A 14142-nucleotide genomic window follows, 5' to 3' on the forward strand; every position below is an offset into this window, starting at 1 on the left:
CCGTTGTTTTTCTTCTGTAGCCGATCCGGATAATATCTGCTATACTTGATTTGGGCAGTATCATTCGAACTGCACCTTTTCGTAAGAACCATTCAATATTACACTGCCTGTAGCCAATACGGACCGGGACAGAGGGATAAAACAGTGCTGTGTTTTGTGTGGTTCCTTCTGACAAGGGGGAACTTTTTTGTTGCTCTGTTTTGTCTTCTCTCCTGAAAAAAGGAGGAAAAACGTTGAAAACAACAAAAGACTTCTGGGTGATGAAAAATGAGGGAAAAAAGATTGTCATGATTACCGCCTACGATTACCCCTCAGCCAAGCAGGCCGAACAAGCGGGTGCGGACATAATTCTAGTGGGGGATTCTCTGGGCAATGTGGTGCTGGGCTACGACTCTACGGTTTATGTCACCATGGAAGACATGATCCATCATGGGAAAGCAGCTAAGCGCGGGGCTCCCAATACGTTTATCGTGGCGGACATGCCTTTTATGAGCTGCCATCTGTCCATCAGGGATACTTTGCTCAATGGAGCAAGGCTTATTCAGGAGACGGGGGCCCAGGCTGTAAAGGTGGAAGGTGCGGATGAAATGATCCCTCATATCAAAGCTCTTGTCCGCGCGGGGATACCTGTAGTCTCTCATCTTGGTCTGACACCTCAGACTGCTGCAGTTCTCGGTGGTTTTAAAGTTCAGGGTAAAGATGGGGAAGCCGCCCGCAAAATGCTGGAGGATGTGAAGGAATGCCAGGAGGCAGGGGCCTTTGCCCTGGTCCTGGAGTGTATTCCTAAGCAGCTGGCCCAGGAAATTTCTACGACCTTGACAATTCCCACCATTGGCATCGGCGCAGGTGTTCATACCGATGGACAAGTGCTCGTCTACCATGACATACTCACCTATGGGGTGAACCGGGCTCCCAAGTTTGTCAAAGCTTATGCCAATGCTGATCAACTCATGCTCAAAGGATTGCAGGACTATGCGGATGAGGTAAGAAGTATGAATTTCCCCGATGATGAGCACAGCTTTACCATGAAGGAAGAGGAATTAAAAACCTTGTATGGAGGCAGGGGCTAAAGCTAAGAAAGCAGCATGGCCATTTTTTCTAATGGCATGCTGCTTTTGTTATTCCTGCTCCTTCGATATCTGATATAAAATAGCCTGATCGCCACCGATCATTTTTACCCCTGTCTGGGGCAGAAAGCCTGGAGAGGTGGGGATAAGCAGGGTGCGGGAAGCTTTGATCACACTGAGGCTGAGCTGGGCAATGGGGAGGTTTTCGCATTCCTCAAGGGTGAAGAAGCCCAAATCGCTAACTTCTTCAGGCTCACCCTGCAAAGTGCCCCCTAAGTATTCCAGGAGAAAGACGACATAAGCATCGTGCTTTTCCCCGGGGCGATCCCGCAAGGCAATGACGGAAAGGGGCTTGGCGTGGATGCCGGTCTCTTCCCGGATTTCCCGGGTGATGGCAACGGCGATTTGCTCGTCTTGTTCCACATAGCCTCCGGGGATGGTCCAGTTCCCCTTGCCGGGATTATGGGCCCGTTGAACCAGGAGGACCTTGCCCTCATGCCAGACCACTCCTCCTACCCCTAAGGAGAAATTCCCCCAGAAGACAAAGGAACAATCCGGGCAGTGAGGACGGTGCTGGCCGGAGAAATCGACGCTGAGGAGAGGCTTCCCGCATTGGGGGCAGAATTTATAGTCAACGATTGGTAGCGGCATAGCATTCATCCCTTTAGTATTTTTTCTTTAGTTTATTAATTTTAAATTGCTTGCTCCTTGGTGCCGGTTCCTTGGGTGAAGGTTCTCTCCCGACGCTGATAGAGATAGAAAGGCAACAGGGCGATGCTGACAAAGATTAGGGCCAAAGCCCAAGCCATGTTGCCGCCGTAATGGTCAAAGGCCAAGCCTCCCAGAATAGGGCCAAGGGCACGGCCGCCGGAGGCAGCTCCTCCCACGACCCCCTGATAGGTGGCTGTTTTTCCTTCCGGGGCGATGAGGGCGGCTGCAGCCGGAACACCGGGCAGAACCAGCATTTCTCCCAAGGTGATGATGATCATCATTATGAAGTAAGAGGGGTAAGGGAAATTGCCCAGCAGGATCAGAAAGCCTATGGCGTAAAATAGGCAGGATACATAGAATTGACGGGAGAGGGTAGGCGCCCAGTGGCGGATAATCCAATGGATGACCGGTTGGAAGGCGACGATGATCACCCCGTTTAAGGTCCAGAGAATACTGTATTGGGGCAGGGAATACCCCAGATTCGTCATGGTCACCGGCAGAACGGTGTTGATCTGGATATAGGCACCCCACATAAGGAAGATAGCGGCACAAAGAGCGATCAGAACAGGGAAGCCCCGATCCTTAAAAATAGGCACTTTAACCCGGGATTTGCTCAAGGGCTTGCTCTGGATATCTTTGGCAGGCAAGAAGATAAGAACCATTAAAAGATAAATAAAAAAGAAAAGACCGTTGAGCAAAAAGACCAATTTGAAGGACAGGGCGGCGATAAAGCCGCCTAGAGCTGTTCCCACAGCTACTCCGGCATTGTTGAACACGTAGAGCAGGTTAAATCCCCGCCGCCCGCCTTCAGGCCAGAGGGTAAAGACTAAGGCGTTGATGGGCACGAAAATGAAGGCGATTGCAAAACCATAGAAAAGGAGGCCGGGAGCATACACTTCCCAAATAGGGAAGCAGCTGATTAAGATGAGGGGAAGAATCGCGCCGATCAATCCATAGATCATAACCCTGCGGGAACCAAAACGATCGGCCAGGACACCGCTGATAAACTGTCCCACCAAGGTGGCCAGAGCTTGAAGAGAGATAAGGGCTCCTGCTTCAGTGAGGGAACGTCCCAGGATATTATGCATAAAGATACTGTTCAGGGGCCACATAAAGGAGCTGCCCACTGAGTGGATAAATCCTCCGATGATCAAAACCAGGATGGGCCGTGGGATATTGAATTTATTCAGGTACTGTGTATTCATAGTATAACCTCTTATGTAGTTAAAGATAGTAACCGCCATAATAACGTATCACTGGAAAGAAAAAATAACAATCCACTTTTAGGAAAATAATATCTCTAAAATCGGGTAATCAATAATGATTTTAAAAAACTTTAGGAAAAGAGGCAGGAAAAGCAACCTAAATGAAGAATTTAACAAAAGTGTATTGAGCCAAGTATAGAAAGACCAATACTTGGTATACTACCAAAAGCAAAAACGGGGAGGTTTGTATCAATGGATTTCAAGGATTCAAAAACATTTCAGAACTTAGTCAATGGATTTGCGGGGGAGTCTCAAGCACGCAATCGCTATACCTTTTACGCCGGCGTCGCCAAGAATGAAGGACACCAAGCCATTCAAAACATCTTCATCTCTACTGCAGACAACGAAAAAGAGCATGCAAAAGTATTCTATAAATTCCTGCAAAAATATGCCGGTGACCAAACAGAGGTTTTCCGTGTGAACGCCGATTATCCTCTCAACTATCGGGATACTTTGGCCAACCTGAAGAGCGCAGCCGCCGGTGAAGGTGAAGAAGTAATCGACTACAATACCTTTGCCGATATTGCTGATGAAGAAGGTTATGCCGATATCGCCGTGGCCTTCCGCAAAATCGCCACGGTAGAAGCTCACCATCAAGAGCGTTATGCCCGCTTGGCCGCTGAATTGGAAAATGGCACTCTCTACAAAAAAGATGAAAAAATCTCCTGGAAATGTGAGAACTGTGGCTATGTTCATGAGGGCTCCGGAGCTCCCGATCTTTGCCCGGCTTGCCAACATCCTCAAGGCTATTTCAAGCCACTGCCGGAAGTATACTAAAAACTTGCTCCAGATCAGGATATTGCGAAGAACCCGTAAAGGGTTCTTTGTTTTTTGCAGAGTTGAACTACTCAGACCTGCAAAGCAGCCCAAGGATTTTGCTTTAAGGCAGAGAACAGATTTAAGCGATTAGATTGCTCCGCGCAGCTTATGGAGTGAACGCCTAAAGCAAAATCCTGGAGAATCAACTTGCAGGTTGCTCCTTTATAAGCAGGGCGGCCATAAAGCCTAGAGCAGCCATGCTCAGGATGACCCACCAGGCGGCACTGGGGTTGCCGCTGAAATCTAAAATCAAGCCGATGGTTAAGCTGGCCAGGGAGCTGCCGATGAATTCAGCCATATTGGTAATCGCTGTGGCCATGCCGCTGTAGTTGAGAGGGTTGACAGCGGTGACATTGGAGAAAGCGAGAATATGAGTCATGATCAGCAGGCCGAATATGAAGAAAAAGGCGGGCCAGAGCTCTGCTGCCGGGCGGCCGCCGGCAATGATGACGATGTATATCCACAACAGCAGGTTAAGCCCCGTTCCGGCTAAAAGAGCCGGGCGGATCCCCTTCAGCAAACGGACCCAAAGGGAGATTAAAGGAGCGCCCAGGATGAAGCCGAAGGTGGCAAAAGTCACATATCCCGCTGCGGTGGCTTTATCGAGAGAGTAAAGTTGAGTCATGAGGGGAATTCCCCACAGTCCCAGCAAGGTGGTACTGGATCCGGTAAAGGCGAAAAGGATCAGCACATTGGGCCAGGTCCGGGGATTCTTGAGAACGCAGGAGAGGCTTTCCTTGAGGTAAGCCAGGAAAGGAAGGGGCTTTACTGCGGTGGAGGTATGTTCTGGGGTTTGGGAATGCTTTCGGCTTAAGGGGCTGACTGAACCGGTTGGACCTGTTGAACCGGCTGCGGCTGTCTCCCGAGGGGGGCTGTAAATTTCGGTCCTGGCATCCCGCACTCCCCAGAGTACCAGAAGGGCCAACAAGAGGGAGATGCCGGCCATCCAATAAAAGACATTCCGCCACCCGAAGGTCAGGGAGAGAAAGGTCAGGGGATAGAGGGCCAGTAAGGAGCCGAAATTACCAAAGAAGGACGTCAGCCCCGACAGGACGGAGAAGCGTGAAAGGGGAAACCAAGTGGCTTGAATCTTGAAGATGGAGACGATAATCACCGAGGAGCCGATGCCGACCAGGAAACGAGAGAGATAGGCCGCTTCCAGGGTATGGGCCAGTCCGAACAGAATGCTTCCGGCCGCTGTGACCAAGAGCCCGCAGAAGTTGATTTTGCGGACACCGATGCGATCCACCAGGATGCCTACGGGTATTTGCATCAGGGCGTAGGCGTAATAATTCATGGCGGTCAGATTCCCCAGAGTCACTGAATTCATGGGAATTTCCCGGGTCAGTTCGTCTGCTACGGAGCCAACGGATAAGCGGTGAAAAAAGACGGTAATGAAGGCTATGACTAAGATGCTCCAGCTGCTCCAGCCATAACGGAATGATTTTACATAGGGTTGCAAAATTCCCACTTCTTTCTGAGATGATAAACAAGCCGACCTGTTACATTTTAAAAATGTCCTATAAAACACTATTATAAGTTGCTTTTTGAAAAATAACTACTTAAAATTAAAGTAAGAAGAATCCTTGCCGGGAGTCTTTAAAAGAAGGGGGGCAATTTCTATGTATAAGAAGATACTTGTTCCAACAGATGGGTCCGAATTCTCTGTGCGGGCCTTTAAGACGGCTGTCGAGCTGGCCGGACTTTTTCAATCAGAAATTGTACTCATTCATGTGACCTATACACCGCAAGCTCTTTGGGGCAACACTGTACCTTATGGCTATGTTTTCTCCCAGGAGGATGTTGCCAAGAACGGCCAGATGGCCTTAGATGCGACCATGGCGGAAGTGTCCGCAGAGGGAGTGCCGACGAAGACGGTGCTGGAGATTGGTCACCCGGTTATTAAGATTATCGATCAGATTAAGAAGGATGGTATTGATTTGGTAGTCATCGGCAGTCATGGCTATGGACCGATCACGGGATCTGTCCTGGGCAGCGTCAGCCAACGGGTACTGCAGAAATCACCGGTTCCGGTGTTGCTTGTGAAGTAGGCTGAGCACTGCTTATTAGACTGGTTCTGTTTTATGAATCAGATGATTCGCAGCAAAGTCCGGCAAATTAGTACAAAATTCTTGGATAAATAGGCCTTTAGCCCTGCTATGGCAAGCAGGGTTTTTTCTTTTTTTAGCGAATACCAAAATGTGTAAGTTAAACCCAATAGGAGCGTAGTGCAGACATGAAGGAAAAAGAAATTCGCCTCACTTCAGAGGAGATTGACTATCTATTAAAGGGTACGATTCATTGGGAGGATATTGCATCCCGGACGGCAGGGCCCTTAAGGAAAACTGTGGACCTGGGGACCAGAGAGGCTGAGTCCGGGGACTTCCTGAAGAAGCCTTCCTTTAAGGATATTGAGCAGACAAAGGTTCCGGATAGAGGTCCTTTTAATAGTGAGGGTCAGGGCAGGAACTTTAATCATAATGAAAAGGGCCGGGAAAGCTTTAATTTTAAAGAGGATACTGATGAGGATTTTGCTGAAGACTTTTTGGCAGAGGACCAGCCCTTTTGGTCGGGAACCAAAGTCTATATCATCTTATCCTTAACGGGATGCATCACCCTGGGGACATGGGCATACTTCGTTTTTGCTTGATTGGCAAAAACGAAGTTTTTTATTTATCTTCAGCTGGCTCCTTCTGTCCGCCCCGGATAACACTATGCAATGATTTATAAGAAATCGGGAAGGATAGTTCGGGAAGGATGTGCAGAAAGAATCTGCTGAAAGTATTTGCAAAAATGCATTTTTAGGGTAAAATATTATCAAAGGTCAAAGAAGGTCATAAGGTCAAAGAATGTCATAGTCAAGGGAGTGTCGTGTAATGGGAAATCTAGCGGACCGCATCGAGGTTTATTTGAAGCGGATCCTGGAACAATCGGCGGAGGGCTATGTTATCCTGCAACGGGGTGTTCTGGCTGAGGAGTTCTCATGTGCTCCATCTCAGATTAATTATGTTCTTGATACTCGCTTTTCTGTAGAGCGGGGATATTTGGTAGAGAGCCGTCGCGGCGGCGGCGGGTATCTGCGGATTGTCCGCCTGGGCTTTCATGATGACGGAGATTTTCAAACGATCATGAAACAGCTGATCGGCAGTCAGTTGGGGGAGAGCCGAGCCTTTAACCTGCTGCAGCGTCTGGTTGAAGATGAGATTATTACCCGGCGGGAAGAAGAGATCATCCGCACTGTTTTCCACCGGGAAACTCTGGGTCCGGAAAGCCCCACCATCAATGGGCTCAGGGCCCATATGATGAAACGAATCCTTCTGACCTTAAGCCGGGAGGATTTGCATTAAACAGGAGGGGATCACTATGCTCTGCCAACATTGCCAACAGAGAGAGGCCAATGTTCAGTTTACCAAGATCGTCAATGGGGAAATGGTCAAACTGTACCTTTGCGATCACTGCGCTAAGAATGCTCCGGAAGTGAGCTTTGTTTTCAGCCCGGGAATTATTCCGGATTTCTTACAGTCCCTTTTTAATTTTACCACCAATGCCCAGGCCTTAAAGGAAGAAGCCTGTCCCCAATGCGGACGCCGGCTTTCGGAGATTACTCAGGCGGGAAAGCTGGGCTGCAGCGGCTGTTACGATAAATTCCAGTCGGAGCTGGAGCCTATCCTGCGCAAGATCCATGGGGGCGGCTGTCATGTGGGCAAGATTCCTGCCCGCAAAGGAGCCGACCTGCGCGAAAAAGCGGAGATTGAAAAACTCAAGGAGAAGCTGCAACAGCTCATTCGCAAGGAAGAATTTGAAGCAGCCGCCGTGGTGCGTGACCAAATTCGTGAACTCGAGCAGAAGCTGGGGGGATGAGACTATGGAGAGAAAAGAACATTTGCTGAAGAATAGTGAGTGGATGAGGGAAAACCCGGACACCCCGGTGGTGCTGAGCAGCCGGATTCGTCTGGCCCGCAATCTGGAAGGAGTGCCTTTCCCTCTGGGGCTTTCCCAGGAAGCTGCTCAGGATATCGAACAGAAAGTCTCCGCTGAGCTGGAAGCCCTGACTATCGATCAGGATAAATTAACCTACTATTCTATGAAGGATTTGACGCCTATTGAGCAGTATGTGCTGATCGAAAAACACCTGATCAGCCCGGCCTTGGTCAACTCCCGGGGCGCTCGCGGGGTGGCGATTAATTCAGATCACCGGGTTTCCGTGATGGTCAACGAAGAGGATCATCTCAGAATCCAGGTGCTGCTGCCGGGAGATCAGCTCAAGGAAGCCTATCTCTTGTCCAATACCATGGATGATCAGTTGGAGGAACGTTTGGATTTCGCCTATCGGGAAGCCCAGGGGTATCTGACCGCCTGCCCCACCAATGTGGGTACAGGCATGCGGGCCTCAGTGATGGTGCATATGCCGGCGCTGGTCATGACTAACCGTGTGCAGCAGCTGCTGGGGGCTCTCAATCATCTGGGTTTAGCTGTCCGGGGCTTGTATGGGGAAGGTTCCCAAGCCTTTGGGCATATCTATCAAGTATCCAATCAGATCACTCTGGGCAAGAGTGAAGAGGATACCATCACTCATCTGGAAGCGGTGACCCGTCAGATTATCGAACAGGAGGTTCATGCCCGGGAAGGCTTGGTCCGGGAGGCCCCCCTGGTCCTCCAAGATAAGGTCTGGAGAGCTCGGGGAACCCTGGAAAAGGCCAGGCTTCTCAACTCTGAGGATGCTTTGCAATGCCTGTCCCTGGATCGTCTGGGAGTCGATATGGGAATTCTTCCTCCCCGTCAGCAAAGCTTTAGTACTTTGTTGGTGGAGACTTTGCCGGCTTCCCTGCAATATGGCTTGGAGCGGGAGCTTAGTCCGGAGCAACGAGATGAGGAGCGCGCCAGTTATATGCGCAAGGCTATGGCCGAAGTGAAATAAATGCTTAATGAATTAAAACAAGGATGGTGAAATCAAAATGAATGAAAAATATACGGAAAAGGCTCTCAAGGCGCTGCAATTCGCCTCAGACGAAGCTAAGCGCATGGGCTCCAATGTGATTGGCACCGAGCATCTGCTGCTTGGTTTAGTGGCTGAAGGGGAAGGTATCGCCGCCAAATCCCTTCATGGCATCGGGGTGACTCCGGAGAAAATCCGGGAACAAATCGGCAACCTGACTGGTATCGGCCAGCCTTTTACCGGAGAGGTAAGCCTGACTCCCCGGGTTAAACGGGTAATGGAGCTGGCTCATGAAGAAGCCCGTCGTCATGGGGTCAGCTATATCGGTACTGAGCATCTGCTCCTCGGTCTGCTGATGGAAGGAGAAGGTGTAGCGGCCCGGGTGCTGCGCAATCTCGGTGTGAGCCCGGAAAGAATTTGGAAGCAAGTGGTTCAGCTTTTAGGAGGTCAACCGGATGATATTCCCATGCCCGGCGGTGCTCCCGGGCCCGGCACAGCCAAGAATAACGGAGCTGCCAATACGCCGGCTTTGAATGAATTTGGCCGGGATCTGACCCAGCAAGCCCGGGAGGGCAGGCTGGACCCGGTAGTGGGACGGGAAGACGAGATTGAGCGTGTAGTTCAGGTCCTCAGCCGCCGCACCAAAAATAATCCTGTGCTCATCGGCGAACCGGGGGTAGGGAAAACGGCCATTGCCGAGGGGCTGGCCCAACGGATCATCAATAATAAAGTGCCCGAAACCCTGGCGGGCAAGCGGGTGGTTACCTTAGATCTCTCCGCTGTGGTGGCTGGAAGCAAGTATCGCGGGGAATTTGAAGAGCGCCTGAAAAAGGTCATGGAAGAGATTCGGGTGGACGGCCGCATTATCGTTTTCATCGATGAGCTTCACACCTTAATCGGAGCCGGAGCGGCTGAAGGAGCCATCGATGCGGCCAATATCCTCAAACCGGCCTTAGCCCGGGGAGAGCTCCAATGCATCGGCGCGACGACCTTGGATGAATATCGTAAATATATTGAAAAAGATCCCGCTCTGGAGCGGCGTTTCCAGCCTATTACGGTAGGAGAGCCTACAGTAGAGCAGGCTGTTCAGATTCTCTTGGGTTTACGGGATCGTTATGAAGCCCATCACCGGACCCAGATTACCGATGAAGCGGTGGAAGCAGCTGTGAAGATGTCCGATCGCTATATCTCGGATCGCTTCCTTCCCGATAAGGCCATTGATTTAATGGATGAGGCTGCTTCCCGTGTGCGCTTGGCAGCCTTTACAGCTCCCCCCGATCTTAAGTCTTTGGAAGAAAAGATCGAAGCCTTAAAGAGTGAGAAGGAAGCGGCTGTCTTAGGTCAGGAGTTTGAAAAAGCGGCTAAATTCCGGGATGAGGAGCATCAGCTTCGGGAAGAGCTTGCTCAGCTTCGCAACACCTGGGAGAGTAAACGGGATATAAGCCAAAGTCAGGTCACCGCCGATGATATCGCTCAGATCGTGGCCAGTTGGACAGGAATTCCGGTGAAGAAGCTGGCTCAGGAAGAAAGCGAACGGCTCCTGGGCTTGGAAGAAACTCTCCATCAACGGGTGGTGGGGCAAGAAGATGCTGTGAAGGCTGTTTCCCGCGCTGTGCGGCGGGCTCGTGCCGGATTGAAAGATCCCAAACGCCCGGTAGGTTCCTTCATCTTCCTCGGGCCCACCGGCGTGGGCAAGACCGAACTGGCCCGGGCTTTGGCAGAAGCTTTATTTGGTGAGGAAGACGCTCTGATTCGTATCGATATGTCCGAATATATGGAGAAGCATGCGGTTTCCCGTCTGGTGGGAGCACCTCCCGGATACATCGGTCATGATGAAGGGGGCCAATTGACCGAAGCCATCCGCCGTAAACCCTATAGTGTTATCCTGCTGGATGAAATCGAAAAAGCTCATCCTGAGGTCTTCAATATCCTGCTGCAGGTTCTGGAGGATGGCCGTCTCACCGATACCAAGGGCAGGACGGTGGATTTCCGTAATGCGGTGATTATTATGACCTCCAATGTGGGCGCTTCCTTCATGAAGAAAGAAGCTTTGGGCTTTGCCTCCCGCCGGGATGAGGAAACCGAGTACAAGAATATGAGCTCACGGGTAATGGAGGAACTGAAAAAGACCTTCCGTCCGGAGTTCCTCAACCGGGTGGACGAAATTGTGGTCTTCCATTCCCTGCAAACTGAGGGACTCTTGAAGATTACCGAGATTTTGATGAAGCAGGTTAATGGCCGTCTCCAGGAACAGGGCTATGATCTGCAGGTGGAAAAGAGTGCTCTTGAGCTGATTGCCAAAGAGGGCAATGATCCTACCTTCGGCGCCCGTCCTCTGCGCCGGGCTATCCAACGCCTGATCGAAGACAGCTTGTCGGAAAAGATTCTCCTCGGAGAATTTAAGTCCGGGGACAAAATCAAAGTTGAGGCCGTAGAGGACAAGATGAAATTCGCCAAAGTCAGAGCCCGTAAAAGCAAAAAGGCCGAAGCGGCGGAGTAGGTTGAATGATGAGCCATAGACTAGCCCTGGGGTTAGTCTATGGTGCTTCTTGTGGCCGATCCTGTGACCGATCTTGATGAATTTTGTATTCTTAAGCGGATCCCACTGGAATGAAAAGGGTTTTGAGTCCTCTGCGCCGTATAATAATTGGGTTGGATGAATTTCACAACTTTATCTTTGAGGCGCAAGCCAAAGCTCTTTGCGGGAGTTAGTGTATTATAGAACATATACGGAGGAAAGGCGGATAGGGTTTTGGCAAAGGTGAAGACGCGGTTTTTTTGTCAGTCCTGCGGTCAGGAAAGCCCCCGGTGGTTGGGGAAATGTCCGGGCTGTGGGGAATGGAATACCTTAGTTGAAGAAGTTGTGGAGCGTGCCGCTGCCAAGCGTACCCCCTTAGGAGTAAAGGCAACGCCTTTGACAGAGATTCAGATCCGGGAGGAAGAACGGGTCAGCTCGGGCAGTCAGGAGTTGAACAGGGTCTTGGGTGGGGGAATCGTCCCCGGCTCCTTTGTTCTTCTGGGCGGCGAGCCGGGCATCGGCAAATCCACCCTGCTTCTGCAAACGGCGGGATTATTGGCCAAGGGCATGGATGTACTGTATATCTCCGGAGAAGAATCGGAGAAGCAGATTAAGCTGAGAGCAGAGCGGCTGGGCATTAAGGAATCCCGTTTGCATATTTTAACGGAGACCCGGCTGGAGGTGGTCCGGGACGTGGCTTTGGCTATGGGGCCGGGTCTCTTAATCGTCGATTCTATCCAAACCATGGTGCTGGAAGAGCTGCAGGCCGCCGCAGGCAGTGTGAGCCAGGTGCGGGAGGGCGCAGCCTTTTTGATGCGGTTAGCCAAAGAGGAGGAGATCCCCATCTTTCTCGTCGGCCATGTGACCAAGGAAGGAGCTATCGCCGGACCGAGAGTACTGGAACATATTGTGGATACGGTGCTTTATTTTGAAGGGGACCGTCATCATGTTTATCGTTTGTTAAGGGCTGTGAAGAATCGTTTCGGCTCCACCAATGAGATCGGTGTTTTTGAGATGCATGAAGACGGCCTGGTGGAGGTTCCCAATCCCTCCAAAGTGTTCTTGGGAGAGAATTCAGCCACGGCCCCCGGCTCCTCGGTGGCGGTGATCGTGGAAGGTTCCCGGCCTTTGCTGGTGGAGATTCAGGCTCTCGTGACACCTACCACCTATGGACCGCCTCGCCGTACGGCTACGGGAATCGACTACAACCGGATTTTGATGCTCTTGGCTGTTTTGGATAAAAAGGTAGGCCTTCATCTGGGAGCCCAGGATGTGTTTATCAATATTGCCGGCGGTATCCGCATCGATGAACCGGGAGTAGATCTGGCCTGCATTGCAGCCATTGCCTCCAGCCTGGGGGAACGGCCGCTGAAGCGTTATGCTCTGGTTGGGGAAGTGGGGCTTACCGGAGAAGTGCGCGGGATTTCTCAGATCGAGAAGCGGGTGAAGGAAGCTGTGAAGCTGGGCTTTGAAGGCTGCATTATTCCCCGGATTAATGTCTCAGCGGTGAAGGTTCCCGGGAATTTTACGGTGATTGCGGTGAAGACGGTGGAGGAGGCTGTTCAGGTTATGTTTGAGCAGTAATCTTGATGGGCTTGAAATGGATATAAAATAAGCCGCATCCTGAAGATACGGCTGTAACAGATTTTTCACTAAAAGTTAAGAGAATGTTTATGGTTTATTTAAGGTTCACATGGTAACATCAGAATTGAGCGGGTTCTAGGTGAGGTTAAAGATGGTCAGGGTAGAAAGTCGTGTTTCTTCTTTTTGGATGACGTCGTCAAGAGAAATTCCCAGGGTGTTTGCTAAGGCGGCTATGTAGAAGAGCTGCTTACCCAGTTCCGTTTCGATGATGTCTTTGCAGCTTTCGCAAAGCTCGCCGTCAAGCTGGCTGTCCAGCAAACTTTTTAAGTCGCTAAAACTCGCTTCTTCCGGGATAGGCTTCTTGCGGGCGTCTATGCTTAAGCAGCCACAATCAGTTACCGTCTTGACTACAGCCCGATTGACCCGAGCGGAGGCTTCCTGACCCTTGGTCAGGATATCCAAGACACTTTGGTGGCGGATTAAGAGAGATTCAACGAGTATCTGATAGCGATCCGTGAGATTTTCCATGAGTTATTTCCTCACTCCTTTCTGACACCTTAATTATAGCGAGCGTTTGGTGGAGTTGTCAATTTTCTACAATCCTCTAATTCTGATAAGGAAAACTCGAAGAAAACAAGAAATTGACAGAATAGCTCGTCTGTGATATAATTAAAAAATTTTTGACCCCCTATTTAAATATTGCTATAATGAGTATAAGGGGGGATCTGAATGTTTGATATCGGAGATAGAGTGGTTTACCCTATGCACGGGGCAGGTATCATTGAAGCTATCGAAGAGCGGGAAGTTCTTGGCGAGTCCCATCAGTACTATGTCATGAATATTCCCGTAGGGAATATGAAGGTTTATATACCTTTAAAAAATGTGAATCAATTGGGTATACGGGGGGTTATCTCTTCCGAAGAGGTGCCTCAGGTTTTAAAAATTCTAGAAAATGAAAGTACTCTGCCTGCTTTGGCCTGGAACAGAAGATACCGGGCCAATATGGATCGAATAAAAAGCGGGGATATATATTCTGTTGCGGAGGTGGTGCGCAGTCTTTCTCAAAGGGATAGGGAAAAGGGCTTATCGACAGGTGAGAAGAAAATGTATGATAATGCTTATCAGATTCTCGTCAGCGAATTGATTCTGGCCGAGGGTGTGCAAGCAGATGAAATGTCAGAGAGAATTAAGGGACTTCTTGCCTAAATTTTAGAATTGAAAATATATGGTAATTTCTTGTAT

General features: G+C 50.2%; 14 protein-coding genes. 10 read left to right on the forward strand and 4 right to left on the reverse strand.

The genetic code is table 11. The features are described from left to right. Positions 1-233 precede the first annotated feature (233 nt). Positions 234-1070: a 3-methyl-2-oxobutanoate hydroxymethyltransferase gene (gene panB / locus DHAF_RS01975; protein WP_015942735.1), complete on the forward strand. Its 837-nt coding sequence runs from the start codon at positions 234-236 to the stop codon at positions 1068-1070. Between the two features lie 48 nt (positions 1071-1118). Here the strand turns inward: panB and DHAF_RS01980 are convergent, their stop codons facing one another. Together DHAF_RS01980 and DHAF_RS01985 are read right to left on the reverse strand one after the other, a co-directional pair. After that, complete coding sequence (locus tag DHAF_RS01980; protein ID WP_015942736.1) at positions 1119-1718, reverse strand: NUDIX hydrolase; 600 nt, start codon at positions 1716-1718, stop codon at positions 1119-1121. Between the two features lie 41 nt (positions 1719-1759). Then, the gene (locus tag DHAF_RS01985; protein WP_015942737.1) at positions 1760-2983 is read right to left on the reverse strand and encodes an MFS transporter; all 1224 of its coding nucleotides are present in this window, start codon (positions 2981-2983) and stop codon (positions 1760-1762) included. A 252-nt stretch (positions 2984-3235) separates the two neighbouring features. On the opposite strand from DHAF_RS01985, the gene rbr reads away from it, so the two are divergent. Next, positions 3236-3820, forward strand: a complete 585-nt coding sequence (gene rbr / locus DHAF_RS01990; RefSeq protein ID WP_015942738.1) for a rubrerythrin — start codon at positions 3236-3238, stop codon at positions 3818-3820. Positions 3821-4004: 184 nt separating this feature from the next. Here rbr and DHAF_RS01995 read toward each other — a convergent pair whose 3' ends face one another. Further along, positions 4005-5324, reverse strand: a complete 1320-nt coding sequence (locus DHAF_RS01995) for an MFS transporter (protein WP_015942739.1) — start codon at positions 5322-5324, stop codon at positions 4005-4007. Positions 5325-5484: 160 nt separating this feature from the next. On the opposite strand from DHAF_RS01995, the gene DHAF_RS02000 reads away from it, so the two are divergent. The 7 genes from DHAF_RS02000 (at position 5485) to radA (ending at position 12900) form a co-directional block, all read left to right on the forward strand. After that, positions 5485-5913, forward strand: coding sequence for a universal stress protein (locus DHAF_RS02000; RefSeq protein WP_005810241.1), 429 nt, complete (start codon positions 5485-5487; stop codon positions 5911-5913). 185 nt (positions 5914-6098) lie between these two features. Beyond that, positions 6099-6512 (forward strand): hypothetical protein, encoded by a 414-nt coding sequence (locus DHAF_RS02005; protein WP_005810236.1) that lies wholly within the window; start codon positions 6099-6101, stop codon positions 6510-6512. A 226-nt stretch (positions 6513-6738) separates the two neighbouring features. Continuing rightward, entirely contained in the window at positions 6739-7209 is a 471-nt protein-coding gene (locus tag DHAF_RS02010) for a CtsR family transcriptional regulator (RefSeq protein ID WP_005810233.1), read from the forward strand. A 16-nt stretch (positions 7210-7225) separates the two neighbouring features. Further along, the gene (locus tag DHAF_RS02015; protein ID WP_015942740.1) at positions 7226-7723 is read left to right on the forward strand and encodes a UvrB/UvrC motif-containing protein; all 498 of its coding nucleotides are present in this window, start codon (positions 7226-7228) and stop codon (positions 7721-7723) included. Between the two features lie 4 nt (positions 7724-7727). After that, on the forward strand, positions 7728-8780 hold the full coding sequence (locus DHAF_RS02020) for a protein arginine kinase (RefSeq protein WP_015942741.1): 1053 nt from the start codon (positions 7728-7730) through the stop codon (positions 8778-8780). A gap of 37 nt (positions 8781-8817) precedes the next feature. Further along, entirely contained in the window at positions 8818-11298 is a 2481-nt protein-coding gene (locus DHAF_RS02025; RefSeq protein ID WP_005810223.1) for an ATP-dependent Clp protease ATP-binding subunit, read from the forward strand. A 252-nt stretch (positions 11299-11550) separates the two neighbouring features. Beyond that, a complete protein-coding gene (gene radA, locus DHAF_RS02030; RefSeq protein ID WP_015942742.1) occupies positions 11551-12900 on the forward strand; it encodes a DNA repair protein RadA in 1350 nt (449 codons plus the stop codon). Between the two features lie 135 nt (positions 12901-13035). Here the strand turns inward: radA and DHAF_RS02035 are convergent, their stop codons facing one another. Beyond that, a complete protein-coding gene (locus DHAF_RS02035) occupies positions 13036-13428 on the reverse strand; it encodes a nucleoside triphosphate pyrophosphohydrolase family protein (protein WP_005810220.1) in 393 nt (130 codons plus the stop codon). Positions 13429-13629: 201 nt separating this feature from the next. Here DHAF_RS02035 and DHAF_RS02040 point away from each other — a divergent pair, with 201 nt between their 5' ends. Further along, positions 13630-14106: a CarD family transcriptional regulator gene (locus DHAF_RS02040; RefSeq protein WP_005810219.1), complete on the forward strand. Its 477-nt coding sequence runs from the start codon at positions 13630-13632 to the stop codon at positions 14104-14106. Positions 14107-14142 lie beyond the last annotated feature (36 nt).

The organism is Desulfitobacterium hafniense DCB-2 (genome assembly GCF_000021925.1).
In the GTDB taxonomy this organism is placed as follows: Bacteria; Bacillota; Desulfitobacteriia; order Desulfitobacteriales; family Desulfitobacteriaceae; genus Desulfitobacterium; species Desulfitobacterium hafniense.